This is a genomic window from Flavobacterium sp. K77 (assembly GCF_021608205.1).
Lineage (GTDB): Bacteria > Bacteroidota > Bacteroidia > Flavobacteriales > Flavobacteriaceae > Flavobacterium > Flavobacterium turcicum.
Map to the genome: position 1 here is coordinate 863,895 of NZ_JAKIHO010000001.1, position 26,825 is coordinate 890,719.

A 26,825-nucleotide genomic window follows, 5' to 3' on the forward strand; every position below is an offset into this window, starting at 1 on the left:
TGTCAAATTAGAATTAATGTAAATAATAAATCAAAAGCATAAAAATTAGTTTTGGCGAGTTGGTACTTGAATAATTTTTTAACCTTTGCGCTCTAAAAATAATAATATCAAGTATGAGTACTACTAAATTAACCATCAACAAAAATGGTTCTATAAAAATTGAAGGCGATTTTGAAATTACTGATTGCAACGGTCAAACCTACGGTTTAGAGGGGAGAACGGCCTTGGGTCTTTGTCGTTGTGGATTATCTGCTAATAAACCTTTTTGTGATGGTGCGCACCGAAACGGTTTTGAGCATGAGCCAGCAGCGTTTGACTTGCCACCTGTGAAAACAAAATAGAAAAAAGTTGCCAGTTTTAAAATATAAAACAAAAGCTACCCTGTTATTAGGTAGCTTTTGTTTTTATAATCATTAGTGCAATATATCTTAAATAGCTTAGCTCATCGTTTCATGAAAAATAAAAATGATGGTCGGTAGTTTATTTTATTTGCTATATGGTTTAATTCTGCCACTTTTGTTTGTAATTAACTCTTTTTTTCTTTGGTAAATTGCGCTCAGGTTTTGCGTAAATATTTCCATTTCTTCTGATACTTTCTTGATATAAGTCACATATTCTATAAGGGTTTCATGACTTATGTTTTTTTCGTTTTCGATCAAGTTATTTAAAGCCATAAGTGTTGTAATTGGGCGTCGTAATACATGTGATATGTCAAATACAATTTGATCCATAGCTAACTCGTATTCAACTCGATTGTTGATATTGTGAAAACTACCATACCAAACGACACTTCCATCGGGCAATCGTTCTGGATTTCCTTTCATAGAATGCCAACGGTATTCTGTTTCATGTTTTACGCGATACTCAATATTTAAAAAAGACAAATTGTTGAATGAGTCCATTAATTTTATTTTAAAATCATCTAAGTCATCCGGACATATTAATGTAAAACCAATTTCGGGAGTGTCTAACCATTGTTGCATGGTGACTGAAGGGTGTAATTCAATCATACCCTCACTAATGAATTCAAAAATCAAAGCACCTTCTGGATTCATTTTTAATTGAAAAATTCCGTCGGGTACACTGTCTGTTAATTTTTTTAAGCGCTCTGCATTGGTTTGTATTTCATTTTTTTGATCCAAAAGCACTTTTCGAAGATTCAGGCAATCCATTGTTTTTTTTGCCAAAATGTTTAAAACCTTGATTTGATCAGGAGTTATTTGTCTCGGTTTATGATCAATAATGCAAAAGCTTCCAAGAACATTTCCTGACGGAGTAGTCAGGGGCGCACCTGCGTAAAAGCGAATATTGGGATCATTATTCACCAAAGGATTATCACAAAAAAGCGGATCATTTAAAGCGTCTTCAACAATTAAATTTTCTATAGTTCCACTGATGAGGTGTTGACAAAAAGAATCTTCTTTTTTAGTTTCGGTTAAATCCAATCCTTTGTGGACTTTAAACCATTGGCGATCTTCGTCAATAAAACTGATTAAGGCAACGGGTACATCAAAAATTAAAGCAGCCATTTCAGAGAGTTCATTCAATTCCATTTCTGGTAAAGTATCCAAAATTTGATAGGAAATGAGCTCTTCTAATCTGTCAATTTTTGATTCCATTCTTAACAACGGTTTTTATATTTTACTTTTATGCAGTGTTAATAAAATAACACGTCTTAATTTTCTTTCTCAAATATAATCAAAAGAACTTTACGCTTAAATAAAAACCGAATAATTAATCCTAAATAGTGTACAATATTATTTGTATCGTGTTATAATTGAGTATTTTGTGTTTTTTGATTGACAATTTGAGTGGTCACAACAAGCAGAAAGTGCGAGAAAAAGTTTTTTTTACAACAAAATTCCAGAGTGTTTGATATTTGAATTGAAGATGTAATTGGTTTGGTTACTTCTCGCTAAAGCATTATTATTTCAAGTTCAACTATTGGGGTTTTCTCAAGCTACTAATAATCGCCATTACATCTTGGTCACCCAATCCCTCTTTTTCGGCTGAGGCGTAACTGTCAAACAAAGGATGAATGAGCGGTGAATCTAACCCTGCAGCTTTGGCCAAGCCTAAATCTTTAACCAAATGTTTTAAGGCAAATGCCGCTGGAAAGGAATCATTTAAAATAGAAGGTGTTTTGATATTTGTGATTCCGTTACCGCAAGCACCTTGATTGATAATGTTAAGCATGTCTTCTTTACTAACGCCGTTTTTCTCGGCAAATAAAACCGTTTCTGCTATTCCTTGAAGATTTAATCCCAATAGGTAATTGATGGCTAACTTAGCTGAACTTGCTACGCCGGGTTCTCCTACATGAATGGCAATTTTACCTAGAACATCAAATATTGGTTTTGCAATTTCGAAATTTTCTGGAGTAGCACCCACCAAAATCACGAGTGTACCATCTTGTGCAGGTTTTACACTTCCTGAAACGGGAGCATCTATAAATTGTATGTGATGCTGGTTGCAAATGGTATTTAGATAACGAGAAGTTTCCGGAGCAACCGTACTCATATTGATAATGGTTTTCCCAGAATTAGCTTTCGATAATAAACCCGTTGGACTTTCAAAAACTTCTTTTACTGCTGCGTCATTGGATAACATGGTTAGAACTATGTCACAGGTTGCTATTAGTTCTTGTAAACTGCTCGCTGATTTTGCTCCTGCGTCAAGCAATGGCGTTTCTTTGTCTTTGGTGCGGTTAAAGACTGATATTTCAAATCCTGCTTGGAGTAAGTTAAGTACCATTGGGTTTCCCATATTGCCGAGACCAACCCATCCTAATTGTATGTTTTTCATAGTGTTCTTATTCAAAAAAATGATTGGTTTTCTCTCTGGTTTTAAAGTTTTAGAAACCTCTAGAAAACAACACTAAAATACGGTTTAATTTTGGTAACAAAACCATTTTATTGATAGAACATTAAGGAAGTAGTTGTGTTGGTTTTAAATTTACAAATAAATCGTAAGTCTAGCCAGCAAAAAACCGATTCCAACTCCAATCAAAGACCAAAAAATCCTTTGTTTGATACTAATTTTAGCAGATTGTTCTTCAAGCAATAGATCATTTTCCATCAATTGCATTTTGATGCTTCCTAGTGCGTATCTGACTTTTAAAACTAAATTTCTATCCTGCAGTTTTATAGGATGTACGGCACCTAAAAAAGAAAATTTACTCGAAATATTCTTTCCGTTGAGTAGTGCTTTTTCCATTCCTAAAAAGTTGTTAAAGAATTCTATTTTATTATTTTCAATAGTAAATTCAGCGTATTTCATTTTCTGTTGGTTTGAGCAATACTTGTTTTATATGGATTAATCGCTATTCAATCGCTTCGAATAAATGTAAATGGTTTTATTACAATCTCTTTGCAAATAATCGCGATCAGTTTTTCTTATTTTTAAAGCACTCTATTTTCGAATTAAATAAAGGCTCATTGAAAAAACCAGCTTCCCGATTAGTTGATTGTACAAATCTATTTTCAAAGGTGTTGTTGCCTGTACATTTTAATCAGTTAAAGAGTTGTTTTCTACTATTTCAGTATTAAATTCTTCATCGATTTTATGTTGTTTCAGTTTCCATAACCAATAAATTCCACCTATTGGAATTCCAAAAGTCCAGACTGAACCAAGAAATCCCATAAAACTAAAACTTAGACCAAAAAATTGAAAATTCAGTATTTTATAAGAAAGACCTTCGACAGCAGAATATCTAATTGTAGGTAAATTGAAAAATATTATTGCTAGGTATTTTAACCATTTTTTTGATAATGAACTTTTCTTAATTTTTCTAATTACATAAATATTGAAAAGTAAAATTAATAATGGAAAAAAGCCAAATAGCCAAAAGATTACCATATTCGGAATAGGTTCTTTTACATCAAGTGTGTTTATGTTGATTATCTTTTTTGAATTGTCATCAAATAAAACTTGAAATACTCCAAATTCTTTTTCATTTGTAAATTCGATTAATGCAAGTGTGGTATTTGGAGGTGTGTTTTCACTTTCTATTGTTGAACGCTTTTTTTCAGATTTCATCAGTGAAAATTCAAACTTATTGCCAAAGTTTCGTTCTATTAAACCTCGAAATTGATCTAATCCCAATTTTAAAGTATCAACATTTGTTTGTTTACCTATTTCACTTTCCAAAGCCATTTGAGAAACACATTTGTCATAGTCCTTTTTCATTAAGGTTTCCACAAATTCTTTTGTCTTATCTTTAAAAGTGAAACTATCTTTTATAAAATCACAACCTACAAACAGTGTAATTGTCAAAACCAAAAATGAAATTCTAATTTTATTCATACTTTCTAATTTTCTATTTATTCATGGGAAATATTGCCATCAACCTTTCCATGATTGGCTAGGTTGCGAACTTTGAAACTGATTATTTTGGAGATAAGAAAAATACTTCTGATCAAATAAAAACAAGTATGTACCTCAAAATTCGCAATCCTGCCAAAAGGCTTTTGAAGCTGATTTTATTTGGATAAAAATTCTTTTTTATCAACTTCCTCGCCTTTCATATTAAATACCATAAATATTTTGTCAGGTTTGTTATAATTGTAAACAACAAAATGGCCTTTTAGCAATTTAACAGCTCCATTGAATTGTTTAAGAGGAGGAACGATTATGTTTCCACTGCTATCAATGATATAATTTTTATATGTTGCCGTGCTGACTGTGTAGTAACTATTGCAATCATTGACTTTGTAGATATCCCTTTCTTTACTAACTATGATTTTTTTTGCTTCACGCGAACCAAGTCCTTTCGTGCCATCTTCAAATTCTATATAAAAGCAAGGCCCAAAATTTCCGAACTGAATATTTACCATTTTTTCCGTTTCATCTAAATAAACTTCATCGGTAATTGAATTAAACATTTTCCAATATTTACCTGCTTTTCCTAGAATAACATCTCTTTTTTTATCATCAAAATTCAATTCACTGTAAAAATTTTTAAAGAGTTCTTTTTTCGATGTTAAATCATAATAATTGTATTGATTGAGGTCGTTGTAAACTGTAAAATAATTTGGACTACGACCATCTTTTGAGTAGCTAAGATTTGAATACAAAAGGGGTACAATTACTTGATTTTGCTGATTAATAGCCCCCTTTTTTTTATCTTTTTCTGCATAATACAAGTCTGTGTACATTACTTTTATAAGTTTTGCTTTTGGAGTTCTTTGATCTAGGGTAAAGGATTCAATTACTTGTTCCAATTTGTCGTACACATTTGGAATAGTCCATTTATTTAAAGCGAAGTCATACAGGCCGTATTTATTGTCTTTCTTGGCAACATTTTTACCATAAAAATAGTTTTGAAAATCAATTTCGTAAATTTGAATTTCCTCAAATTTTGTGGGATTAATTGTTTTTTTAACAGCATCATAAATGTAATAAAAGCCGTCTTTCTTGAGCGAAAAAAAATTCTTTCCAATATGATCAATAGATTGGTATTCTGCTGGTAAAACTAATTTTCCATCGTCTTGCAACAATCCTTCGAAAATTACATTATCCACCGCTTTGTGTATGGTAATATAATCTCCATAATCTGTAAAATATTGTCTAACCGTTTGGCTTACTCTACGAGAAAAAAAATAAGAACTCAAATCATTTATTTGAATTTTCTTTTCTTCGCCTTTTACATTAAAGGACTGAATATTGTACAATCTGTCGGAGTGAGAATGTATATTTTTACTTGCATCTGAAGTAAAAATGATTCCTTTTTTGGTTGGGTAAAAAACAGCGCTATTTTTCAGAGGTAAATTAACAACGTTACCTAAAGTGTCGCTAAAACTTTGATAATCATTTTTATTAACCATCAAATAATTGTTGATGTAATAATCATAATTAGCGGTGTAGCCTTCACTTTGTATTTTACTAATTACTGCAGGATTAACTTTTTTAAGTTTTTTGTTAATTTCAATGTAATTGTTTTGAGCAGTTGTTTTATTACACATCAAAAGCGTTGTTGTGCAGATTAACATAAATTTCAAGGTATTCTTCATCGTTGTTAAATAATTCTAGGTGTTACGTTTTTTTTTATTTTAGATTAATTGTTGCGTTTCGTTTTTTCAAAAAAATATTACATTGTGTTTGATTGCGTTTTAAATTAAGTTATCATTTGTATTGGTTATTTTTTATGTAGAAAATCAATTTCAGTTTGAGCTTGCTATTAAATCCGCTGTGCTAATTCTTGAGCAATATTATTCCAGATCAAACCAATTTTTAAGTTGATTTTCTAATACCTCAATCTCTGTTTTGTTGGTAACTTCTTTTGTAAAATCAACTTCAATGTTGTTTGGATTAACTGTAGCATATTTTAGGTAGAAGTATTTATTGATTTTTTCAGAAGAATTCTCAGGACAACCACCACTATTAGTTCGATACAATTTATTATTTACAACGTATTTTACAAAAGCGGTAGAAGATTTGCCGGTAGGTTTGCACAGCGTGTATTTACATATCGTTTTGCCAGGATAATTTTCAATTTCTGCTCTAGTTTTATCGGCTTTGTCAAAAATAAAGTAAAGACCAATTATAATTAAAATGAAAAATGCAATCCCTGCTTTTTTGCTCATTTCCGTTTCTTCTGTCATAGAGTTTTGTAAGTTATTATGTCTCAAAAAATAGATCTGGGATTGAAATATTCATTTCGTTTTTCAAATTCTAGCTAATGATTTCGTGTTCAAATATAAGAATTATGGTATTCTAAATCAGGAAAGGTTTGTAATTAATTGCTGATTTTATCTTACATACAAGCCCAAAGCTGGCGCGGGCGTCACAGTCGTGAATACATTTTAGAATTGAAAAGCATAAAGAATGTAATGAGTGGCACATACTAAAATCAGAGTAATCCGTTAATACACATTATGAGCGGTGCGCTCGCGCTAGCGGGGGATTACATGAAGCCCTGTTTTCGAATTAACTAAATTCTAACCAATAAAACCAACTTCCCATTAAGCCTAATATCCAAATCTATTGTGACAGCTATCATATGGAGTTTTTTATGAGTTTCTAAGATATTAAAACACCGCAAAAGCCAGCTCCAACGACTAACATTACTACGGAAATTATAAAAAGATTTTTTGCATTTTCAGGTTTTGATTTTAATCTTGTTAAACCCAGTATTATTAGAATTAATGGTGTAAGCCAATAACCAAAAACAATTAAAATTAGCATTAGTATCATTATTCCTTCCATTTTTCAAAAGATTAAATTGTTTGTGCTTGAAGTTTTTCTAAATATTCTTTTTTGTCATCCCTATAAAAAAGGTTCATTGTTTCAAAAGGGATTATTTTGTTATCCTTATTAACAGTATGCACACATGATTTTTTTATAGCCCTAACATCAAAATTATATGCGTCAATAAATTGCATAATAATTATTCTAAATAAATTATCGTAACCTAAATTAGGAGCATCAATATTAGGTAAACAGCACATAATTGATTTTAAATTTTCTTCTGCAACTTCGACAGAATTTCCTGTACTAAACAATTCAATCATTTTTTCTTGAAGCAGATTGTCTTGTTCGTAAATGATTGTGTTTTTACTATTATCTAACAAATCATTCGGGTTGATGTATCGGGTTAGCGGAAAAACTTCATTGTCTAATTTTAAAGCATATCCCATAACCAACGCATCAGGATTACAGGGTACAGGCAATAAATCATCTGGATTAAAAATGGATGTTTGTTCCAAAATTTTTCTTCTAACTTCAGTTAGTGTCATTCTATCCGTTTCTGGATTGAAATTTTCCAACCTGCCTGCAATCTGTGTGGGTTGAAATGTAACTCCTCGAATGCACTTTTGTTGTAATGCAAATTCAATTATTTTTCCAATTTCATGATCATTTAATCCTTTTTGTAATGTAACTACTAATGTAGTTGACAGGTTAAGCTCATTTAGATTTTCAATGGCTTTTTTTCTGATTTCAGTCAAATCAGCTCCTCTTAATTCTTGTAATACACTATTTTCAAAAGAATCAAATTGCAAATAGATTTCGAAATCTGGCGCATAACTTTTTAATTGTTTGGCAAATTCTTTGTCTTTAGCAATTTTAATTCCATTTGTGTTTAGCATCAAATGTCTAATAGGTAAAGATTTTGCATAATCCATTATTTCAAAAAACTGTGGATGAATCGTGGGTTCTCCACCACTAATTTGAACAACATCAGGTTCTTTTTCGTTTAGAACAATAGTGTCTAACATCGTTTTTACTTCCTCTAATGTTCTGTGCCTTCCATAAGTTGGAGAAGAACCCGCATAACAAGTAGGGCAAGTTAAATTGCATCTATCTGTAACTTCAATAACTGTTAAACATGAATGTTGCTCATGATCTGGGCAAAGGCCACAATCATACGGGCACCCATAGTCTGTTTTGGTGTTAAATTTATAAGGAGTTTCAGAGGGTTTGTTGTAGTTTCGAATATTTTTGTAATATGGAATGTCATCTGCAATCAATACCTTAGAGTTTCCGTGTTCAGGACAACGCTTTAGCATGTAAACATTATCATTTTCAAAAACAATTTTGGCATCAATTCGCTTTAAGCATTCAGGGCAAAGGCTTAAAGTAAAATCGTAATAGGTATAATTTCTAACAGGCATTTTTGAAAAGATTAAAAATTGTTTTGTAATAATAAAGAAAACAAAATAGGCATAAAATCTGAATTGAGCTTAAACAAAAAATAAAATAGATATTAGGTTTTAAAAACTCAATTAAAAACCGGAAACCAAAATAGCTAATCATAAAGTATTGAAACAATAATCCATTTTTTATATTTAGTTGCTTTAATTTCCATAAAAAAAGAAATAAAAATACCAAGAAAACTAATTCATACAAAACAATTGGATGTCTATTTAAATGATCTCCTAAATCCATTCCCAAAAAAAAAGTGGTTACTTTTCCGTAAGTGAATTCGTTAATTCCGGATAAAAAGCAGCCAATTCGGCCAATAAAAATTCCGAGAATAATTGGAAAAACAAATAAATCACCAGATGATTGTTTCTCTCCAATGATTTTTTTAGAAATTTCTACTCCTAAAAGCCCTCCAAATAATCCACCCATAATAGTTTTAGAGTTTAAAAGGGTAAATAAAGCCGAAATATTAAAAGTAAAAATTGGATTTTCTAAAAAAGCCACCATTCTTGAACCAAAAAAAGCACCAATTGCAGCACCCAATACTATTGAAAGCCTGTTTAAATTTGGAATAGAATCTGTGGAATGTTTTCTTAGAAAAACGTAATATCTATAACCTATAAAAAATGCCAAATATTCAAGAATTAGATGAATATTGAATTTATATCCTAGAATACTTGGTTCAAACGGTATTGTCAATTTTGTTTGTTTTAAAGTGGCATCAGACTTTTATATACTTCTGAAAAAATCAAACATATAAACCTTAAATTAGGTCGTTTGCTTTGACTTAAGCAACATTTATTTATTCCCAAATTTAAGTATAATAGTATTACAAAACGGCAAATATTTTCTTGTTTATTACAAGCTTTTATCTTTAACTAACTTGATTTTACCGCTAGTGAATGTAATCAATATCACACTATTTTAAAAAATCTAAAGATTGGTACAAACTAAAATCTTATCTATCCATTTATCACGAGCGGAAAACTTGCGCTTGGATTGCTTTTTATTTATTTTCTACTTCGGTAACGATAGTTTTGGCCCAAATATCTCCTAAGCGTTGATTTCGATCGGTGTTTTTAATTGTAATTATCGCAATCAAGCCAAATGGGAACATATCAATTGGGTCAAATAAATGTCTTTTTATTGATTGGCTCAAACTCAATTCGCCATTACTTTTTGTTAAAGATTGTGGCTTTAGTCCAACTAAAGCATTACCAAGAGTTGCTCCAAGAAAGACTTCGGTAAAAACAATAATTAAAAACCAGAATACAAATGGAATTAAGCTTAATATTCCTGTAACCGAATATCCGCCCTCATTATTTGGTTCTCCGAAAGCGTAAACAAAAGCAAAGAAGAAACCATAAACTAATAAATAGTCAATTAAACCCGCAATAAATCTTTTTAACAAATTTGGTTTAGTACGATATTCTGTCATTATTTTTTAAGTATTTAATCAATTGATAATTTGTCAATTTGCAGAAATTCTGATATTTTTTCTGCTTTTAATTTGTCATTTTTTATAGATTTTTCAAATCCATAACTAGAGCGATAGTAGCGCTAGTCGGAGTTGTTTTTTTTTTAAATTCTATAGAAAACATAAGTTGCAATGAGACAAAAAATAACAGTTGTCAATAATCCAATTTTAGTTAATTCTTTCAAATTAGTTTTTTTATTTTCGTTCTTTATTATTTTATTGATTAAAAAATTTATCAAGACCAATAAGCTGATTCCTATAATTCCTAAAAGGCTAAATGCACCAAATCTATAACAATAGGATATCGGTAATTGTCTTACTAACTCTTCTTTGTTTTCAATAGAACCGAGATAAAAGGCCATACTTAAAAATCCAGATATTCCTGAAATCAATAGTATTGCGATGATATTTAGGACTTTCAATTTTTTACTTTTTTTATTTTGCACCCATCACGAGCGGGACGCTTGTGCTAGCGCGGGAAGTTCACTATTCATCTTTTTGATTGTGATGATGTTAAAAAAAACTTGTGAATTGTCTATACGAAAGAGAATAGTATCTGCATTTTTCTTAATTCCAAAAAATTTGATAATGCTAACAGGCGTTTTCAAATACAAGATGCAGTTATGCTCTTCTAAATTGTTTAATAATGCTGTTTTGACGAACTTTTTATCTGTTGGTAATTTATTTGTCAGTTCTAATCTTTCTATATTTTCATAACTGATGACGACCTCGGCAGCAAGCCCGTTATAGATTTTTACTTCATTTTGTAGTAGTTCGATATGCCTTATTTTTAAAGCCCTGATATGGGCAAATAATTGTAAGCAACTATAAAGACTTAGCCCTGTGGCTACCCATGCAAATGTCTCGTTCCACCCAGCTATTAGCACATGTGTAGCTACAGTTTCAATACATATGACAAACATTAAAACATATAAAAGCGCTATTAAACCACTTTCTTTATAAACACTAAACGTTTTTTTGTCATCGGCTTTTGTGGTCCTTTCCCAATTAAATGTGTAATAAATGGCAGCAATCTCAGATGCGAAAAAATTACTTGCCTTTTCGTTACCGATGACCTTATTCAAAACTACTCTAGAAAACGATAAAAAATCTTTATTCTGATATTGTAATTTTGCTTCAAGACGTGCTAAATAAAAACTTCTGCTCATCCAAATAATGATACTTAATTCTATTAAAGGATAAACAAATGTCTGTATGTAATATAATAAAGATGTATTAGTGTTGTCTAAAATTAATCCTGATGCAAGTAAGCACAATGAAAAAATCCTAAACACACTTGCTTTGTTAGCAGTTCCTTGTCGTATGACTAAGAAATAAAGAAAAGGCGCAATAATAAGAATATCAAACAATATTGCATTGGAAAGTAGTTCGGTATTAATTCTAAATTTGTCGGTTTGTGTAACCAAAAAACTTGATATTATTATCAAACCCGGAAAACTTATTGCAATGAACCAATTAAGCTGTTTAAGGTCTATATTTAACTTCATTAACGTAATTTTTTTGTTTTTTTATTAAATTAACTAACGTTTTGGTTTTACTCTCCAAGCTGGCATAAATGTTCCTCTCGTGAACACAAATACTATTTCAATATTTAAAAAAAAACTAATGACTAGTACAAACTAAAATCATAGTAATCCGTAAATACCATCACGAGCGGGACGCTCGCGGTAGCGGGGATATAATTTATTTTAACTTCGATTTACTTTTGTTTATTTTTATGATTTCTTTTCCATAATCATCATATGTATATATTGTAGTTTCCTCTATTTCCCAAGTAATATAATTATTTATATCTGTTTTTTTAAATAAGTGATAATCATCCCCACCTTCTGATTTTTTAAATTCATAAATAATTTCCCCTCGACCTCCTGCACCTGACAGACCCGAATGTATTATGGTTTTGTTTTTATAATCAATAGTTGTGTAACTATATGCGTCTGCACTAGGATTACCATCGTAGAATCCTGAAAAATTAGCAAATGGCTCATTAGTCATTTCGCTAAATTCCAAATTATCATAGTCTGGTGTTTTAAATATTTTATTTTGTGAACCACCTTTTTCAAATGTTTTGGCATAAGTAAGAATAAGTTCGTCTTTATCATCAAAATCTACATCTTGAAAAAAGAAAGGAATGTATGTATATCCGAAACCTTCTTCTTCTTCTTCTTCTTCTTCTTCTTCTTCTTCTTTTTTAGAAGTTCCAACTTTTTCAAATTTCGGTTTTATATATTTAGAGATTTGCGTAAAACTTTGGTTTTTTATGTATTGATCATCTTCCACCGTAAAATATTTTAAATTTTCTTTATCAATGTCTATTGTAAATTCAGGGTGTAAAACCCAAGATATTTCTTTAGTGTCTTTGTTTTCAAAAGTTAGTATTGCTGGACCGCTAAAATTTTCTGAACCAGGCACGTCGAGTTTTCCTCTAATTAGCCATTTTACACTTACATTATAACCTTTAATTGGAGTTGAATACTTAATAGTGATTTCATTATTTTTTATGTCAAGATTAGTTTCTGCACTTTTACTTTGTTCATTAACAAATCCCTTTTTGTTCTCTCCCGAGAAAGAAGTTAAAGTAAAGAATAGAAATAAAATTAAAATTTTGTTTTTCATAGTTGTTGTTTTTTTTGATGATTATTGTTTTTTAAATTGCCATAAATTATTGATTTTGCGCTACCATGACCGCCAACTTTTAGCTTTATCTCGCAAAATCAAACACAGCTCTCTCAAATTAGATCACTTGCTTTGCTGTTAGCCACATTTATCTGTTTCCAAATATAAGTATAATAGTATTACAAATAAGTGAAGAGTCTTCAATTATTTCAACCTTTTCGTACTTAAAAATTGATGCTGTGCTTCTCTTTTTCGAGATTAAAAATGAAACGGAGGATTTCGCATGAAGGATAGGAGCGGCATCCTTTATTTTCTTTCTTTAAGAAAATAAAGATAGAGCGCATAGCCTGACGCAGCTGTAGCCGTGCGGAAGCTGGGACATGCCATAAATAAGCGCATCTGAATTTAGATTTCTAAAAAAAGTATATCTTTAGCCCACAACTAACCAAAATACCATTTTATGGAAGACCAAAAACCAGACAATTTTAAGAGAGAATTAGGACTACTTGACGGGACCATGCTTGTGGTGGGTTCTATGATAGGATCGGGGATATTTATTGTAAGCTCGGATATGGTGCGACAACTTGGCTCTGCCGGCTGGCTGATTGCTATGTGGGTGCTTACGGGCGTGATTACCGTGATTGCTGCGGTGAGTTATGGCGAGTTGAGCGCGATGTTCCCTACGGCGGGCGGGCAGTATGTGTATATTAAGGAAGCTTACGGAAAACTGATTGGGTTTTTGTACGGATGGAGCTTTTTTGCGGTGATTCAAACCGGTACTATTGCGGCTGTGGGTGTGGCTTTTGCCAAATTTGCGGCGTACTTGTATGCGCCTTTGAGTGATAAAAATATTTTGTATGAAATAGGCGATTTTAAACTGAACGCCGCCCAAATTGTATCTATTGTTACGATTGTGTTGTTGAGTTATGTGAACAGTCGTGGGGTGAAGAATTCTAAGATTTTGCAAACGGTGCTTACGGTGATCAAAGTACTCTCGTTAGCGGGTCTGATTATTTTTGGTTTTATTGCTGCCGATAGTGCGGTGTGGGATGCGAATTGGGCCAATGCATGGCAAGCTCAAAGTTTGAATGTGGAAACAGGCGAGTGGTTGCCTATTGGTGGTATTGCATTGATATCGGGTATTTCGGCGGCCTTTGTGGGATCGCAATTCTCTAGCGTGGCTTGGGAAGGCGTGACTTTTATTGCAGGCGAAATTAAAAACCCTAAACGCAATGTGGGTTTGAGTTTGTTTCTAGGAACATTATTAGTAAGTGTGATTTATATTGTGGCCAATGTGATGTATTTGGCTGTAGTGCCTTTGTTTGATATTGCTACTGCCGAATCAGATCGTGTGGCTGTGGTGGCTTCGCAAACTATTTTTGGGTCGGTTGGTACTTTGATTATTGCCGTGATGATTATGATTTCGACTTTTGCGTGTAACAATGGTTTGATTATGGCTGGTGCTCGTGTGTATTATACGATGGCGCAGGATGGTGTTTTCTTTAAAAAAGCAGCTTCGTTAAACAAAGCGAGTGTACCAGAATGGTCTATTTGGGCGCAATGCATCTGGGCTTCGGCATTGTGTTTGACGGGTAAGTATGGTGATTTGCTTGATTTTGTGGTAATTATTGTTCTGGTATTTTACATATTAACCATCTTAGGAATTTTTATTTTACGCAGAAAAATGCCCAATGCAGAGCGTCCGTACAAGGCTTTTGGTTATCCGGTTTTGCCTGCTTTGTACATTTTGATTTCTTCGGCGATATGTTTGGCGTTATTGTACACAAAACCAACTACCTGTGGTTGGGGTGTATTTATTATGCTTATTGGTATCCCGATTTACTATTTGACTAAGGCGAAGGAGTAGGCTTTTTTAATTATGAGTTATGAATTATGAGTTATTAATTAGTAAGTTGTGAAATGTATTTTAGGTCTTTTATGAATTTAAAATAGTTCAACTTACATAAAATTGGATTCCTCATACGTTTAAAAAAAGTCATTGTTAATTTCATTGAAAGTTTTTAAAAAAATCAATTAAAATCCCTTTAATCTGTGTCATCTGCGTGCCAATTCGGTACAATTACAGAAAATCATAAACATAAAATCCGTCTCGTTTGATAACAAGACGGATTTTTTTTATGATTAGAAGAATGAACGATTATTCAAATTCTTGCTTGTCCCATTTTTTTGGATCTAAATTTGCGGCCATTGTTTTGGCAGTACTTTCGCCATTTCGAACAAGTGTTATTCCATCTGGTTTTGAAATCATATAGGAACCGCATGATGTTGGGTTTAAAAAGATTTTCTGTCTTAATAAATTTTCTTGGTCACTGAAATAGTATTCGCGTTTGCTTTTTGAATTTTGTAATTCAATACCTTTTTCAAAAAAGACCAAATAGACTAGATTTTCATTTTTACTTTCAATAGATTTTTTCCAAGTATCGGTGTGGTATTTTCGATTCGCAATTTTTGACCCGCTCCACTTATTGGAAGAATTACTGCTACAAAGGTCATCTTTGTAATGGAATTCAATTAATAAAGTGGTGTTGGTAGGTAATTTTTTATTCGTGGTGCGGTTGATGTAATTTAGAAAAAAGGAATGATCAACGGTATACAAGTTAAATTTGTAATGGGTTTTTGTGACCCGTCCAGAGTCTTTTGCAATGTAATTCCATGCAGCAAATTCTGAATATCGGCCACCAAATTGCTTTAAATATTGTGTTTTAGAAACAGATTTTCCATCGATATCAATCCAGTAATTTGTATTGTCATCAGACGATTGGCTGTAACTTATAAAATTTGTAAGTAGTAGAAGGGCGATTAGGGAATTTTTAAGCATGCTGAATTGAGTTAGAAATTTGACAATGCTAAAAATAGAAATAAAATACTACATAACTGTAATGTTTTTCTTTTCTTATTGTGAAACAAAAAATCCATCTCGTTTAATAACAAGACGGATTTTGAATTTTATTCAAGTTGGGAAGTGGTTGTTTTAAATTTAAAACTATTTACTAAAACTAAAACTAAAAAAATTACAACCACCCACCACAACTTGTAAACGGTAGGCTAGTAGTAAGTATAACGTCTTACTTTAGCAATATATTTAGCCAAGCGAATTACTTGGTGGCTGTAACCGTATTCGTTATCGTACCAAATGTAAAGTACGATGCTTTTACCATCTTTTGAAACAATGGTCGCATTACTGTCATAAATAGCAGGTTGTGCCGTTCCTACAATGTCTGATGAAACCAACTCGTTATTCATTGAGTATCTTATTTGCTCTACCAATTCGCCTTCAAGAGCATACTTTTTCATGATTGAATTTAAAGCGGCTACGGTAGTTTTTTTAGAAACTTCTAAATTCAAAACTACTAACGAACCATTAGGAACAGGAACTCTGATCGCATTTGAAGTTAATTTTCCTTCTAATGATGGTAATGCTTTTGCAACAGCGCTTCCGGCACCGGTTTCGGTAATTACCATGTTTAAACCAGCAGCACGACCTCGACGGTATTTCTTGTGCATGTTGTCTACCAAGTTTTGATCGTTGGTATAGGCATGAATGGTTTCTAAGTGTCCTTTAACAACGCCTAAGGTATCTTCAACCGCTTTTAAAATCGGAGTAATCGCATTGGTTGTGCAAGAAGCTGCAGAGAAAATACTGATTTCATCTGGGTTGTACTCGTTGTGGTTAACTCCGTGAACGATATTCGGAACTCCTTTTCCAGGAGCGGTAAGCAATACTTTATCAGCTCCTTTTGAAGTAAGGTGACGACTCAATGCTTCCTGTGTTGTAAAAGCTCCTGTATTATCAATCACTAAGGCATTATCTATATGAAATTGCGTGTAATCAATTTCCTCAGGACTGTTTGCAGTAATTACATGAACAGTTGTTCCGTTGATGATTAAAGCATTGTTTGCAGGATCGGCAGTAACTGAACCTTCAAAATCGCCATGAATAGAATCGTATTGTAACAACGAAGCACGTTTTTCTAATGAAACCGCATCGTTTTTATCGCGGGTTACAATAGCACGCAAGCGCAATTGACTTCCTTTACCTGTTTTTGACATTAATTCTCTAGCCAATAAACGACCAATACGTCCAAAACCGTATAAAACAACATCTTTTGGTTGAATTTCTTCTGAATTTTTAGCGTTTTTTAATTTGTCAATTACAAAATATTTCGCGTCAGGATAGTTGTCTTCTTCTTGGCCAAACTCATACGTTAGTTTTCCGATGTCTAATTTTGCGGGTGGTAAGTTCAATTCTAAAATCGCTTGAGCAATTTTAACCGAATTAAAAATGGAAATAGGTTTACCTACAAATGCAGCAGCATACTCATGTAGGTTGATTACCTCGCTTACATTGCGATCTATTAATTGGTTGCGAAACAAAACCATTTCAATGGATTTGTCATACCATAAATCACTGATGATTTTAATCAATTCTACTCCTGCACGTCGCCTGTCGGCTTGCAAAGAGACTTCTTTTTCGTATAAAGTTGTAGTTGTCATGTTGAAAATTTAATGAAAATAAGGTCTTGTATTTTTTTAAAATTTGTGCAAAAGTACCCATTTCAATCGATTTCGTAGCGTGTTTTTTATTTTTTTTGCAAAATAAAAAAGCCACCTTGTTTTGCAAGATGGCTTAGTGTTTTAAACTTTAAAATTATTTTACATAAAGAATCTTAGCAATTCACCGTTTTTACTGATCAATTCAATGCGTACTTTTTGATTGTCATCAATTTTACTCATCAATTTTGATACGGTTTCTACATTAGTCGCTTTCACATTATCGATAGTCAAAATAATACTTCCAACCAATTCCTCTTCGTATTGCTGCCATTTTTGGTCGCTAATGCCTTTGATGCGCACACCATAATCGATTTTAAATTTCTTTTTATCGGCAGCTTCAATATTTTCTAACGTCATTCCTTTGAACTCCGCATTAAAAAACTCGTTTTTGCTCAACGTTACCGGAACGGTTTTTAATTTTCCGTCTCTGTTATAAGTAACTTGTACCTTATCGTTTGGACGTTTGGTGTTAATGTATCCTGACAAATCCGCAAAAGTGCTGATGTTTTGTTCGTCTATTTTTACAATAACATCGCCTTTGGCCAAACCAGCCTTGTCAGCACCTGAATTTTTAGTTACTTTATTGATGTAAAATCCTTGAGTCAAACTAATACCGTAATCTTTAGAACTGATACTGTTCAATTCGCCACCTTCAACACCTAGAATTCCGCGTTGTACATTTCCAAACTCCATTAAATCTTCAATGATTTTGCGGGTAATGTTAGAAGGAACGGCAAATGAATATCCAGTATAACTTCCGGTTGGCGACGAAATCATCGTGTTAATTCCGATTAATTCACCGCGAGTATTCACCAAAGCACCACCACTGTTTCCTGGGTTTACCGCCGCGTCTGTTTGAATGAAAGATTGGATTCCGCTTGTGTCTAAATTTCTGGCTTTCGCCGAAACGATACCTGCCGTAACAGTCGAGTTTAAGTTATACGGATTTCCTACCGCCAATACCCATTCGCCTACTTTAACCGAATCAGAGTTCGCGAAAGCGGTGTACTGTAACTTTTCATCGGCATCAATTTTAAGCAAAGCGATGTCCATTTTTGAGTCGGTACCAATCAGTTTCGCTTTGTATGATTTCTTGTTGTTGAGTGTAATTTCAATTTCGGATGCATCTTTAATGACGTGATTGTTGGTCACAATGTAGCCGTCTTCAGAAATAATTACTCCAGATCCAGTTCCTACTTGCTCTTGTGATTGTCCGCCTCGAAAACCATAAAAGTATTCTAGAATTGGGTTAGAAACCGTTGTTCTTGAAACGTTTTTTACGTGAACCACCGTATGTATCGTTTTGTCAGCAGCCTCAGTAAAGTCAAGTACTTCTGATGCTAGGCCTACTCTTTTTCCGTATGAATTGGACGCCATCGTGACTACTGAGCCATTATCTTTAGAAAAATAACCATCAGTATCAAATAATAGCTTGTAGGAACCTAAAGTAACCACACCGCTTAACAAGGAAACTCCAAATAATGTTGATAAATTTTTCATCTTTAATTTCGTTTAAAAAAATAATTACAAGTAAAATTAAAACTTTTTTGGTTTGTTAAAATACCGTTTAACGCTCTTTAACAATGATTAACATTTCATTAATAGTTTGTACTTTTGTACTTCACAAAATTAAAAAAATGCAATTAGAATTTTATAAATACCAAGGTACAGGCAACGATTTTGTTATGATTGACAACCGTTCGCTTTTTTTTCCAAAAGAGAACACAGCTCTTGTAGCAAGATTGTGCGACCGACGTTTTGGGATAGGAGCTGATGGTTTGATTTTACTGGAAAACGATGCCGAAACCGACTTTAAAATGGTGTATTACAATTCAGATGGGAATACCAGTTCTATGTGCGGCAATGGCGGTCGTTGTTTGGTAGCTTTCGCCAAAAAGCTACAGGTTATTGAAAACAAAACTACATTTATTGCTACAGATGGTCTGCATCATGCTAGTGTTGACGAGAACGAAATTGTAGCACTGCAAATGATTGATGTAACCGATGTAAATGTGCAGAAGGATTATGTTTTTTTGAACACCGGTTCGCCACATCATGTGCAGTTGGTAGCTGATTTACCCAATTACGACGTAAAACAAAGCGGAGCCGCCATTCGTTATGGCGCTTTATACGGTCAAGCCGGAAGTAATGTCAATTTTGTGAGCCAAATCGATCCGAATACCTTTTCTTTACGTACCTATGAAAGAGGCGTAGAAGATGAAACACTTTCTTGCGGTACAGGCGCAACAGCAGTAGCCATAGCGATGAATGTGTTGGGAAAAACAGTTGAAACAGAGATTGATTTGAATGTAGAGGGCGGAAAATTAACCGTTTCGTTTGAAAAAGAAGGCGAGCAGTTTACCAATGTTTTTCTGAAAGGACCTGCTCAATTTGTATTTCAAGGTACGATCGCAATTTAATTTACGAAACTAATATCGAAATCAACTTTGGTGCATTGCTGCGATTCCTCAATGTAACTTCCTGAAATAATTAAATGAAAACATTAAAAGGCGAAAACATCTATATTCGCGCGCTAGAGCCCAATGACTTGGAGTTCGTGTACGCTATTGAAAACGATCAAAGTATTTGGGAGGTTAGCAATACACAAACACCTTACAGCAGATTTTTGGTCAAACAATACCTTGAAAACGCCCAACAAGATATTTATGAAGCCAAACAATTGCGATTGGCTATTTGTCAAGACGAAGATTTTCCGGCAGTTGGCTTAATTGATTTATTTGATTTTGATCCCAAAAACAATAGAGCAGGTGTTGGCATCGTTATTCAAAAATCAGAAAACAGAAATCAAAACATCGGTTCAGAAGCATTGGATTTATTAATTGAATATGCTTTTACAAACCTCAATTTACATCAATTGTATGCAAATATTAGTACCGAAAATGCTGCAAGTACGGCACTTTTTACTAAATTTGGATTCGAAAAAATTGGTGTCAAAAAAGATTGGACTTTTGTAAAAGGTGTCTACAAAGACGAAGCCATTTTTCAACTCATTAACACGCAATGGCCTTCGCTATAGTTATAAAAATGAGTTGTTGTTTTTCAAATAGTTAGTTATAAATTAGAAAACATATTTCTTCATTCATAAAAGCCCTCAAATGAATATCAAAAAAATAATCAGCATTGTATCTGTAGTTGTAATCTCGATTTTATTGGTTTACGGTTTGTATTTTGTACAAAAAGTATTTTCGCCAAATACCAAATTTTCTGAAAATGAAGTGTACGTATACGTGCCTACTGATGCAAATTATGAGCAAGTAAAACAATTGCTTTTGCCTTATGTTGAAGATATGGACCGTTTTGAAACGGTTGCCAGCAAACGCGGGTATACCGAGAATGTGATTCCAGGTCGCTTTCTTTTGACGAAAGGAATGAATAGTTACGAATTGGTTAAAAGTCTGCGCCTTAATTCAGCGGTGAAATTGGCTTTTAACAATCAAGAACGCATTGAAAACTTGGCAGGTCGTGTGGGTTCACAAATTGAAGCCGACAGTATTTCACTATTGCAAGCTTTTAAAGATTCTACTTTTTTAAAAGAAAACGGTTTTAATGAAGAGACGGTTTTGGCCTTACTTATTCCAAATACCTATGAGATTTATTGGAATACATCTGCAGTAAAGTTCAGAGATAAAATGCTAAAAGAATACCGTAGTTTTTGGACTGAGGAGCGTATTGCACAAGCGCAAAAACAAGGGCTAACGCCAATTCAGGCTACAACTTTGGCATCAATCGTTCATAAAGAATCAGTAAAAAAAGACGAAAGACCGCGCATTGCAGGCGTATACTTAAATCGTTTGCGTTTAGAAATGCCTTTGCAAGCCGATCCTACTGTGATTTATGCCTTGAAAAAGAAATCTAACGACTTTAATCAAGTGATCAAAAGAGTTTTTTACAAAGATTTGGTAATGCCACATCCTTATAATACTTATATGAATATTGGTTTACCTCCTGGGCCAATTGCCATGCCAGATATCACTGCGCTCGAAGCAGTTTTAAATCCTGAAAAAAACGATTTCATTTACTTTTGCGCTAGCGTAGATCGTTTTGGGTACCATGAGTTCGCTACAACTTTAGCGGAGCACAATGTTAATGCAAAAAAATACTCTGATTGGATTAACAGTCAAGGCGTACAACGATAAAATGCGCCTTGTTCTTTGTTTCCTCCTTTTTTTTCAAATAAGTTTCGCGCAGCGTTTTTTTGAACCTGCTGATTCCTTGCATCTTAAACGACAAAAAGCAGTAGGGATTTCACAAGCCGCACTTGCAAGTGGAACATTAATCGGGTTAAATCAGTTGTGGTATGCTTCGTATCCTCGATCGAAATTTCATTTTGTTGATGACAATGCAGAATGGCTTCAAATGGATAAGGTAGGACATGTTTATTCTTCTTATCAATTAGGTCGGCTAAGCGCTGAACTTTGGCATTGGAGCGGTGCCAGTAAAAAACAACAAAGGTTGTATGGTGCCGGAATGGGTTTTGCCTTTTTAACTGCTGTTGAGGTTATGGATGGTTTTTCTCAAGAATGGGGAGCATCTGTAGGCGACGTGGTGGCCAACGCAACGGGAACAGGTTTATATCTTGCGCAGGATCTTCTGTGGGAAGAACAACGTATTATTCCTAAATTTTCTTTTCATCAAACCACTTTTGCAAAATACCGTCCAGAGGTTTTGGGCGCCAATTTAACGGAACAAATTTTAAAAGATTACAACGGTCAAACCTATTGGCTTTCGGTGAACTTGCACTCCTTTGCCAAGCAATCAAAATTGCCAAAATTTCTCAATATTGCCTTGGGATACGGAGCTGATGGAATGCTAGCAGGAAACCCTAAAGATCAAGTTGCAACGGCTGGTTTTAATGCAAGGCGAACGAGACAGTTTTACCTCAGTTTCGATGTTGATTTAACCAAAATAAAGACCCAATCTCCGGTTTTGAAGACTGTTTTTTCTTTAATTAATACAATTAAGGTTCCTGCTCCGACGCTCGAAATCAGTCAGTTCGGCGACATAAAATACCACTTCGTCTATTTTTAGAAAAGTTTAACGTGCTGATTATCAGGCTTGCTATTTTTTACGTACCTTTGCGCATAGAAATTTCTTAACGGGACAGCGTTTTGAAGAAAAACAATTTATGATAAAGAAGTGGTATTTTTACACTAGTCTGACTGTTATTACAGTTTTTTTGAGTTTAGGTTTTAAGCCTTTAAATTTAGAAACTAACCCATGGTTTCTTATTAATGAAGAAGATGGTTCACACTACTTATTTCCATCTGAACAAGCAAGTGAATACAACAATTCAAGTATTCCTTACACTGGTAATTTTTTTGTTGGTTTTAAAGAAGCTATCGGAAAAAGAGAATCCGAAAGCAAGTATAAAAAAATCAATTCCTTAGGTTATTTAGGTAAATATCAATTTGGAACCGAGACATTGAAATCGGTAGGAGTAAAAAGCAGTTCTCATTTTTTAAACAGTCCAGAATTACAAGAAAAAGCATTTTTGGCCTTGTTAGCTAAAAATAAATGGGAATTAAAAAAAGAAATTGAAAAATACGAAGGCACCGTTTTAAATGGCGTTCGTATCACAGAGTCAGGAATTTTGGCAGCAGCTCACCTTGGTGGTGCTGGATCGGTTAAAAAATACTTTAGGTATAAAGGTAGACGCAATTTTTCTGATGCTTACGGATCGTCAATTCGCAGTTATATGAAAATGTTTAGCGGTTATGATACTTCGTTTATAGAAGCAGATGGAAACGCAACTGTTACGTCTATTTAAAAATTAAATTATAAAGAAAAAAGGCTAGTGCAATACTAGCCTTTTTTGTGCTTATTAGTTTTCAAGATGAAAAACTAACTTATTCGTCACCACCAATTAAAATTTCTAAAATACTAATGGCAGCTTCGCTAATTTTAGTTCCTGGTCCAAATACTGCGACAGCTCCCGCATCAAATAAAAATTGATAATCTTGCGCCGGGATTACACCGCCAACGACTACCATGATATCTTCTCGGCCGTATTCTTTTAAAGCATCGATTACCTGTGGCACTAATGTTTTGTGTCCCGCAGCTAATGACGAAACGCCTAAAATATGCACGTCGTTTTCAACAGCTTGTTTTGCTGCTTCGGCTGGTGTTTGAAAAAGTGGACCAATATCAACATCAAAACCTACGTCAGCGTAACCTGTGGCTACTACTTTTGCACCACGATCGTGACCGTCTTGCCCCATTTTTGCAATCATAATTCTAGGACGACGCCCTTCTACAACGGCAAAATCATTGGCTAATTGTTTCGCTTTTTCAAAGCTTTCGTCATTTTTGATTTCCTTACTGTACACGCCGCTAAATGATTTGATTTGTGCTTTATACCTTCCAAAAACCGACTCTAAGGCATCACTAATTTCTCCTAATGTCGTTCTGTTTCTAGCTGCTTCTACTGCAATTTCTAGTAAGTTTCCTTCGCCAGTTTTTGCGCAGTTAGTTAGTTTCTCTAGTGATTGTTTTACTTTTTCGCTATCTCGAGTTGCTTTGATGCGATCTAGTTGTTCCAACTGTTGCTTTCGAACCATTTGGTTGTCTACATCCAAAATTTGTAACGGATCCTCTTTTTCTAAACGGTATTGGTTAACGCCAACAATGATATCTTGTCCGCTATCAATTCGAGCTTGTTTTCGGGCTGCAGCTTCTTCAATACGCAATTTCGGAATACCAGATTCAATTGCTTTGGTCATACCGCCTAATGATTCTACTTCTTCAATAAGTTTCCAAGCATTATCGGCAATTTCTTTTGTAAGGCTTTCAACGTAATAGCTTCCTGCCCATGGATCTACTGTTTTGGTGATTTTTGTTTCTTCTTGCAAGTACAATTGAGTGTTACGAGCAATTCTGGCAGAAAAATCAGTTGGCAAAGCAATGGCTTCGTCAAGGGCATTGGTGTGCAACGATTGGGTTCCTCCAAAGGCTGCCGCTGCTGCTTCAATACAAGTACGAGCTACGTTATTAAAAGGATCTTGCTCTGTTAAACTCCATCCAGACGTTTGGCAGTGTGTGCGTAGCGCTAGAGATTTGTCGTCTTTTGGCTCAAATTGTTTGACCAGTTTAGCCCAAATCATTCTTCCAGCACGCATTTTGGCAATTTCCATAAAATGGTTCATACCAATGGCCCAGAAAAAGGATAAGCGAGGTGCAAAATCGTCAATTTTCATTCCCGTTGCTAATCCGGTACGAATGTATTCTAATCCATCAGCAAGCGTGTAAGCCAACTCAATATCTGCGGTAGCTCCAGCTTCTTGCATGTGATAGCCAGAAATGGAAATGGAATTGAATTTTGGCATTTTTTGACTGGTATATTCAAAAATATCAGCAATGATTTTCATCGAAGGAGTAGGAGGGTAAATATAGGTGTTTCGCACCATGAATTCTTTAAGAATATCATTTTGAATGGTTCCCGAAAGTAATTCCGCAGCTACACCTTGCTCTTCGGCAGCTACGATATAAAAGGCCATAATGGGTAAAACAGCACCGTTCATGGTCATTGAAACCGACATTTCATCAAGTGGGATTTGATCAAAAAGAACTTTCATATCCTCGACAGAGTCAATGGCAACTCCAGCTTTTCCTACATCACCAACAACGCGTTCGTGATCTGAGTCGTAACCGCGGTGCGTTGGTAAATCAAATGCAATTGACAAACCTTTTTGGCCTGCTGCTAAGTTTCTTCTGTAAAAAGCATTACTCTCTTCGGCAGTAGAAAATCCGGCATACTGACGAACAGTCCAAGGACGTCGCACGTACATCGTAGCATAAGGCCCTCTCAAATTGGGAGCGAATCCAGCTCCAAAATCAAGATGCGATACTGCTTCTAAATCCAATTTAGAGTAGGTAGGCTTTACTGAAATCCCTTCGGCAGTTAAAAAAACCGACTCGTTTGCTGCTTCTGGTTGATTTGCAGTTGCAGAAGGTTGTAATTGTAAATGTTGTAAATCTTTTCTTTTCATTTGTGTCATACCAATTTGTACAAGTTGGAAAGGTGGAATGTGTTGAACCTTTAGTTTGAATTATGCTTCGGTATTCAGTCGTTCTTGTTCTAGTTTTTCGGCCAAACGTTTTTCAATGATTGGCGTGATAAGGGTTTTGCGAGGTTTTATTTTTACAAAAGGAAACAATTCTAGATCGTGTTTCATCCTGTCGTTTTTGTTAGGATGTTTATTGGTTCCCAACAATATCTCTTTGCCATTATCAAAAAGACCTTGACTTGCATCAGCGCTTTCTTGAATTTTACGCTTTATGATTCCCTCGTTCAATTGTTTCAAAAAGCCGCCGTTAGCTTCGATATCTTTAAACAAATTCAAAGCTTTTTCAGCCAGTTTATTCGTTAGAGTCTCGATGTAATAACTTCCATCTGCTGGATTATTTACTTTGTCAAAATAACTTTCGTTCTTTAAAATAAGTAATTGGTTTCGAGCAATTCGGTCGCCAAATTCGTTGTCTTTATGGTACAAAGCATCGTAGGCTAAATTGGCAACAGCATCAGCTCCGCCAAGAATAGCGCTCATACACTCTGTCGTGGTGCGTAGCATGTTTACATTGTAATCGTAAAGCGTTTTATTGCGTTTTGTGGGTGTTGCAATGATGTGACAATTTGGGTTGGCCTCATATTCTTTTGCAATTAGCGAAAACAACAAGCGTAAAGCTCTTAATTTCGCTATCTCGAAAAAATAATTGGTTCCAACAGCAACTTCAAACAACATTGGTTGCTTTTGGTACGTCAACTGATTGAAATATTCTGTGGCGTGACCTAAAGCATACGCAATTTGCTGCACCATATTCGCTCCTGCGTTTTGGTACAAGGCCGCATTAATGCTCAGTACTGAAAGCGAAGGATGCTTGGCGCAAATGTTTTGCAGGGTTTCAAAATTGTTTTTTTCTTTGGTAGTAAACCAGTTTCCTTCTTTGGCTAAATGTCCAATTGGATCTAGGTTTAGGAAAATTTTCGCGCTACTATTTTCAGCAAACGCAGCGATTTTGTTCACGAAATCGATTGAAATAAACGACAGGTTTAAGTAAACCGTTCTGTCGTTCAGAGGCGTTTTTTCTAACAAGCTAGTAACATCAATAGCTTCGTTATCAATTGAAAAACGAATACTGTCTGCGCCACGTTGCAAAGTATCGGTAGCTCTTTCTATCGATTTTTCGAGATCGTAAACATAAATATTTTGACAAATACTAAAATCAGCCGCCTTTGTGGCAACATCAAAAGTATTTTTGCTATCCTCTTGAGTGTAAAAAGGTTTTACTTGAATGTCTTCTGGCGATGTCCAAACCAAGGTTTCATTGTAGTCAGCGCCTTTGAGTTCAAATTGAATTTTTTGTTTCCATTGTTTTGCCGAAACGGAATCGAAATCATCAAAAAGGTTTGTTGTCATTGTGTTTGTTATTTGAAACGGCTCCAATTTTTGTGCAAACAAGAGCCGTATATTAGGAG

At 34.2% G+C, this 26,825-nt stretch carries 25 protein-coding genes; 7 read left to right on the forward strand and 18 right to left on the reverse strand.

All coding sequences use genetic code 11. The annotated features are described in order from the left end of the window. The first annotated feature begins 113 nt into the window (after window positions 1–113). Window positions 114–341: a CDGSH iron-sulfur domain-containing protein gene (locus L1S34_RS03790; protein WP_166138710.1), complete on the forward strand. Its 228-nt coding sequence runs from the start codon at window positions 114–116 to the stop codon at window positions 339–341. A gap of 144 nt (window positions 342–485) precedes the next feature. On the opposite strand, the gene L1S34_RS03795 is transcribed toward L1S34_RS03790, so the two are convergent. The 13 genes from L1S34_RS03795 to L1S34_RS03855 all read right to left on the reverse strand — a co-directional run bounded on the left by L1S34_RS03795 (window position 486) and on the right by L1S34_RS03855 (window position 12,757). Next, complete coding sequence (locus L1S34_RS03795; RefSeq protein WP_166138707.1) at window positions 486–1,619, reverse strand: hypothetical protein; 1,134 nt, start codon at window positions 1,617–1,619, stop codon at window positions 486–488. Between the two features lie 322 nt (window positions 1,620–1,941). Beyond that, complete coding sequence (locus L1S34_RS03800) at window positions 1,942–2,805, reverse strand: NAD(P)-dependent oxidoreductase (RefSeq protein WP_236362882.1); 864 nt, start codon at window positions 2,803–2,805, stop codon at window positions 1,942–1,944. Window positions 2,806–2,955: 150 nt separating this feature from the next. Further along, a complete protein-coding gene (locus L1S34_RS03805) occupies window positions 2,956–3,279 on the reverse strand; it encodes a hypothetical protein (protein WP_236362883.1) in 324 nt (107 codons plus the stop codon). 228 nt (window positions 3,280–3,507) lie between these two features. Beyond that, the gene (locus L1S34_RS03810; protein WP_236362884.1) at window positions 3,508–4,305 is read right to left on the reverse strand and encodes a hypothetical protein; all 798 of its coding nucleotides are present in this window, start codon (window positions 4,303–4,305) and stop codon (window positions 3,508–3,510) included. A 176-nt stretch (window positions 4,306–4,481) separates the two neighbouring features. Continuing rightward, the gene (locus tag L1S34_RS03815; protein WP_236362885.1) at window positions 4,482–5,963 is read right to left on the reverse strand and encodes a WG repeat-containing protein; all 1,482 of its coding nucleotides are present in this window, start codon (window positions 5,961–5,963) and stop codon (window positions 4,482–4,484) included. Window positions 5,964–6,209: 246 nt separating this feature from the next. After that, on the reverse strand, window positions 6,210–6,602 hold the full coding sequence (locus L1S34_RS03820) for a hypothetical protein (protein WP_236362886.1): 393 nt from the start codon (window positions 6,600–6,602) through the stop codon (window positions 6,210–6,212). A gap of 418 nt (window positions 6,603–7,020) precedes the next feature. Next, complete coding sequence (locus L1S34_RS03825) at window positions 7,021–7,206, reverse strand: hypothetical protein (protein ID WP_236362887.1); 186 nt, start codon at window positions 7,204–7,206, stop codon at window positions 7,021–7,023. An 11-nt stretch (window positions 7,207–7,217) separates the two neighbouring features. Next, entirely contained in the window at window positions 7,218–8,612 is a 1,395-nt protein-coding gene (locus tag L1S34_RS03830) for a radical SAM protein (RefSeq protein WP_236362888.1), read from the reverse strand. Beyond that, the gene (locus L1S34_RS03835) at window positions 8,602–9,342 is read right to left on the reverse strand and encodes a prolipoprotein diacylglyceryl transferase family protein (protein WP_236362889.1); all 741 of its coding nucleotides are present in this window, start codon (window positions 9,340–9,342) and stop codon (window positions 8,602–8,604) included. The genes L1S34_RS03830 and L1S34_RS03835 overlap by 11 nt, the downstream gene beginning before the upstream one ends. Window positions 9,343–9,649: 307 nt before the next feature. Then, window positions 9,650–10,081: an RDD family protein gene (locus L1S34_RS03840; RefSeq protein WP_236362890.1), complete on the reverse strand. Its 432-nt coding sequence runs from the start codon at window positions 10,079–10,081 to the stop codon at window positions 9,650–9,652. 143 nt (window positions 10,082–10,224) lie between these two features. Further along, the gene (locus L1S34_RS03845) at window positions 10,225–10,542 is read right to left on the reverse strand and encodes a hypothetical protein (RefSeq protein ID WP_236362891.1); all 318 of its coding nucleotides are present in this window, start codon (window positions 10,540–10,542) and stop codon (window positions 10,225–10,227) included. A gap of 27 nt (window positions 10,543–10,569) precedes the next feature. Further along, entirely contained in the window at window positions 10,570–11,628 is a 1,059-nt protein-coding gene (locus L1S34_RS03850; protein WP_236362892.1) for a hypothetical protein, read from the reverse strand. A gap of 196 nt (window positions 11,629–11,824) precedes the next feature. Then, window positions 11,825–12,757 (reverse strand): hypothetical protein, encoded by a 933-nt coding sequence (locus L1S34_RS03855; RefSeq protein WP_236362893.1) that lies wholly within the window; start codon window positions 12,755–12,757, stop codon window positions 11,825–11,827. Between the two features lie 460 nt (window positions 12,758–13,217). On the opposite strand from L1S34_RS03855, the gene L1S34_RS03860 reads away from it, so the two are divergent. Then, complete coding sequence (locus L1S34_RS03860) at window positions 13,218–14,624, forward strand: APC family permease (RefSeq protein WP_236362894.1); 1,407 nt, start codon at window positions 13,218–13,220, stop codon at window positions 14,622–14,624. A 291-nt stretch (window positions 14,625–14,915) separates the two neighbouring features. Here L1S34_RS03860 and L1S34_RS03865 read toward each other — a convergent pair whose 3' ends face one another. The 3 genes from L1S34_RS03865 to L1S34_RS03875 all read right to left on the reverse strand — a co-directional run bounded on the left by L1S34_RS03865 (window position 14,916) and on the right by L1S34_RS03875 (window position 18,832). Beyond that, window positions 14,916–15,596 (reverse strand): hypothetical protein, encoded by a 681-nt coding sequence (locus tag L1S34_RS03865; RefSeq protein WP_236362895.1) that lies wholly within the window; start codon window positions 15,594–15,596, stop codon window positions 14,916–14,918. A gap of 227 nt (window positions 15,597–15,823) precedes the next feature. Then, complete coding sequence (locus tag L1S34_RS03870) at window positions 15,824–17,272, reverse strand: glyceraldehyde-3-phosphate dehydrogenase (RefSeq protein ID WP_236362896.1); 1,449 nt, start codon at window positions 17,270–17,272, stop codon at window positions 15,824–15,826. A 159-nt stretch (window positions 17,273–17,431) separates the two neighbouring features. After that, window positions 17,432–18,832 carry a trypsin-like peptidase domain-containing protein gene (locus tag L1S34_RS03875; RefSeq protein WP_236362897.1) on the reverse strand — a complete coding sequence of 467 codons (1,401 nt, stop codon included), beginning with the start codon at window positions 18,830–18,832 and terminating at the stop codon, window positions 17,432–17,434. 137 nt (window positions 18,833–18,969) lie between these two features. On the opposite strand from L1S34_RS03875, the gene dapF reads away from it, so the two are divergent. From dapF to L1S34_RS03900, 5 genes are all read left to right on the forward strand, one after another. Then, window positions 18,970–19,752 carry a diaminopimelate epimerase gene (dapF, locus tag L1S34_RS03880; RefSeq protein WP_236362898.1) on the forward strand — a complete coding sequence of 261 codons (783 nt, stop codon included), beginning with the start codon at window positions 18,970–18,972 and terminating at the stop codon, window positions 19,750–19,752. A 74-nt stretch (window positions 19,753–19,826) separates the two neighbouring features. Next, window positions 19,827–20,369, forward strand: a complete 543-nt coding sequence (locus L1S34_RS03885; protein WP_166138647.1) for a GNAT family N-acetyltransferase — start codon at window positions 19,827–19,829, stop codon at window positions 20,367–20,369. A 79-nt stretch (window positions 20,370–20,448) separates the two neighbouring features. Continuing rightward, window positions 20,449–21,489, forward strand: a complete 1,041-nt coding sequence (gene mltG / locus L1S34_RS03890) for an endolytic transglycosylase MltG (protein ID WP_236362899.1) — start codon at window positions 20,449–20,451, stop codon at window positions 21,487–21,489. Then, on the forward strand, window positions 21,440–22,381 hold the full coding sequence (locus L1S34_RS03895; RefSeq protein WP_236362900.1) for a DUF2279 domain-containing protein: 942 nt from the start codon (window positions 21,440–21,442) through the stop codon (window positions 22,379–22,381). The genes mltG and L1S34_RS03895 overlap by 50 nt, the downstream gene beginning before the upstream one ends. Before the next feature lie 97 nt (window positions 22,382–22,478). Further along, window positions 22,479–23,120: a peptidoglycan-binding protein LysM gene (locus tag L1S34_RS03900; RefSeq protein WP_166138635.1), complete on the forward strand. Its 642-nt coding sequence runs from the start codon at window positions 22,479–22,481 to the stop codon at window positions 23,118–23,120. Window positions 23,121–23,199: 79 nt separating this feature from the next. Here the strand turns inward: L1S34_RS03900 and scpA are convergent, their stop codons facing one another. Both scpA and L1S34_RS03910 read right to left on the reverse strand, forming a co-directional pair. After that, complete coding sequence (gene scpA / locus L1S34_RS03905) at window positions 23,200–25,338, reverse strand: methylmalonyl-CoA mutase (RefSeq protein WP_236362901.1); 2,139 nt, start codon at window positions 25,336–25,338, stop codon at window positions 23,200–23,202. A gap of 60 nt (window positions 25,339–25,398) precedes the next feature. Further along, window positions 25,399–26,766 carry a methylmalonyl-CoA mutase subunit beta gene (locus tag L1S34_RS03910; protein WP_236362902.1) on the reverse strand — a complete coding sequence of 456 codons (1,368 nt, stop codon included), beginning with the start codon at window positions 26,764–26,766 and terminating at the stop codon, window positions 25,399–25,401. Window positions 26,767–26,825: the final 59 nt, after the last annotated feature.

Excerpts from the sequence above, each read along its gene's own strand:
- L1S34_RS03790 (WP_166138710.1), top strand. The coding sequence starts at position 114 with ATGAGTACTACTAAATTAACCATCAACAAAAATGGTTCTATAAAAATT.
- L1S34_RS03795 (WP_166138707.1), bottom strand. The coding sequence starts at position 1,619 with ATGGAATCAAAAATTGACAGATTAGAAGAGCTCATTTCCTATCAAATT.
- L1S34_RS03800 (WP_236362882.1), bottom strand. The coding sequence starts at position 2,805 with ATGAAAAACATACAATTAGGATGGGTTGGTCTCGGCAATATGGGAAAC.
- L1S34_RS03805 (WP_236362883.1), bottom strand. The coding sequence starts at position 3,279 with ATGAAATACGCTGAATTTACTATTGAAAATAATAAAATAGAATTCTTT.
- L1S34_RS03810 (WP_236362884.1), bottom strand. The coding sequence starts at position 4,305 with ATGAATAAAATTAGAATTTCATTTTTGGTTTTGACAATTACACTGTTT.
- L1S34_RS03815 (WP_236362885.1), bottom strand. The coding sequence starts at position 5,963 with ATGTGTAATAAAACAACTGCTCAAAACAATTACATTGAAATTAACAAA.
- L1S34_RS03820 (WP_236362886.1), bottom strand. The coding sequence starts at position 6,602 with ATGACAGAAGAAACGGAAATGAGCAAAAAAGCAGGGATTGCATTTTTC.
- L1S34_RS03825 (WP_236362887.1), bottom strand. The coding sequence starts at position 7,206 with ATGGAAGGAATAATGATACTAATGCTAATTTTAATTGTTTTTGGTTAT.
- L1S34_RS03830 (WP_236362888.1), bottom strand. The coding sequence starts at position 8,612 with ATGCCTGTTAGAAATTATACCTATTACGATTTTACTTTAAGCCTTTGC.
- L1S34_RS03840 (WP_236362890.1), bottom strand. The coding sequence starts at position 10,081 with ATGACAGAATATCGTACTAAACCAAATTTGTTAAAAAGATTTATTGCG.
- L1S34_RS03850 (WP_236362892.1), bottom strand. The coding sequence starts at position 11,628 with ATGAAGTTAAATATAGACCTTAAACAGCTTAATTGGTTCATTGCAATA.
- L1S34_RS03855 (WP_236362893.1), bottom strand. The coding sequence starts at position 12,757 with ATGAAAAACAAAATTTTAATTTTATTTCTATTCTTTACTTTAACTTCT.
- L1S34_RS03860 (WP_236362894.1), top strand. The coding sequence starts at position 13,218 with ATGGAAGACCAAAAACCAGACAATTTTAAGAGAGAATTAGGACTACTT.
- L1S34_RS03865 (WP_236362895.1), bottom strand. The coding sequence starts at position 15,596 with ATGCTTAAAAATTCCCTAATCGCCCTTCTACTACTTACAAATTTTATA.
- L1S34_RS03870 (WP_236362896.1), bottom strand. The coding sequence starts at position 17,272 with ATGACAACTACAACTTTATACGAAAAAGAAGTCTCTTTGCAAGCCGAC.
- L1S34_RS03875 (WP_236362897.1), bottom strand. The coding sequence starts at position 18,832 with ATGAAAAATTTATCAACATTATTTGGAGTTTCCTTGTTAAGCGGTGTG.
- dapF (WP_236362898.1), top strand. The coding sequence starts at position 18,970 with ATGCAATTAGAATTTTATAAATACCAAGGTACAGGCAACGATTTTGTT.
- L1S34_RS03885 (WP_166138647.1), top strand. The coding sequence starts at position 19,827 with ATGAAAACATTAAAAGGCGAAAACATCTATATTCGCGCGCTAGAGCCC.
- mltG (WP_236362899.1), top strand. The coding sequence starts at position 20,449 with ATGAATATCAAAAAAATAATCAGCATTGTATCTGTAGTTGTAATCTCG.
- L1S34_RS03895 (WP_236362900.1), top strand. The coding sequence starts at position 21,440 with ATGCAAAAAAATACTCTGATTGGATTAACAGTCAAGGCGTACAACGAT.
- L1S34_RS03900 (WP_166138635.1), top strand. The coding sequence starts at position 22,479 with ATGATAAAGAAGTGGTATTTTTACACTAGTCTGACTGTTATTACAGTT.
- scpA (WP_236362901.1), bottom strand. The coding sequence starts at position 25,338 with ATGAAAAGAAAAGATTTACAACATTTACAATTACAACCTTCTGCAACT.
- L1S34_RS03910 (WP_236362902.1), bottom strand. The coding sequence starts at position 26,766 with ATGACAACAAACCTTTTTGATGATTTCGATTCCGTTTCGGCAAAACAA.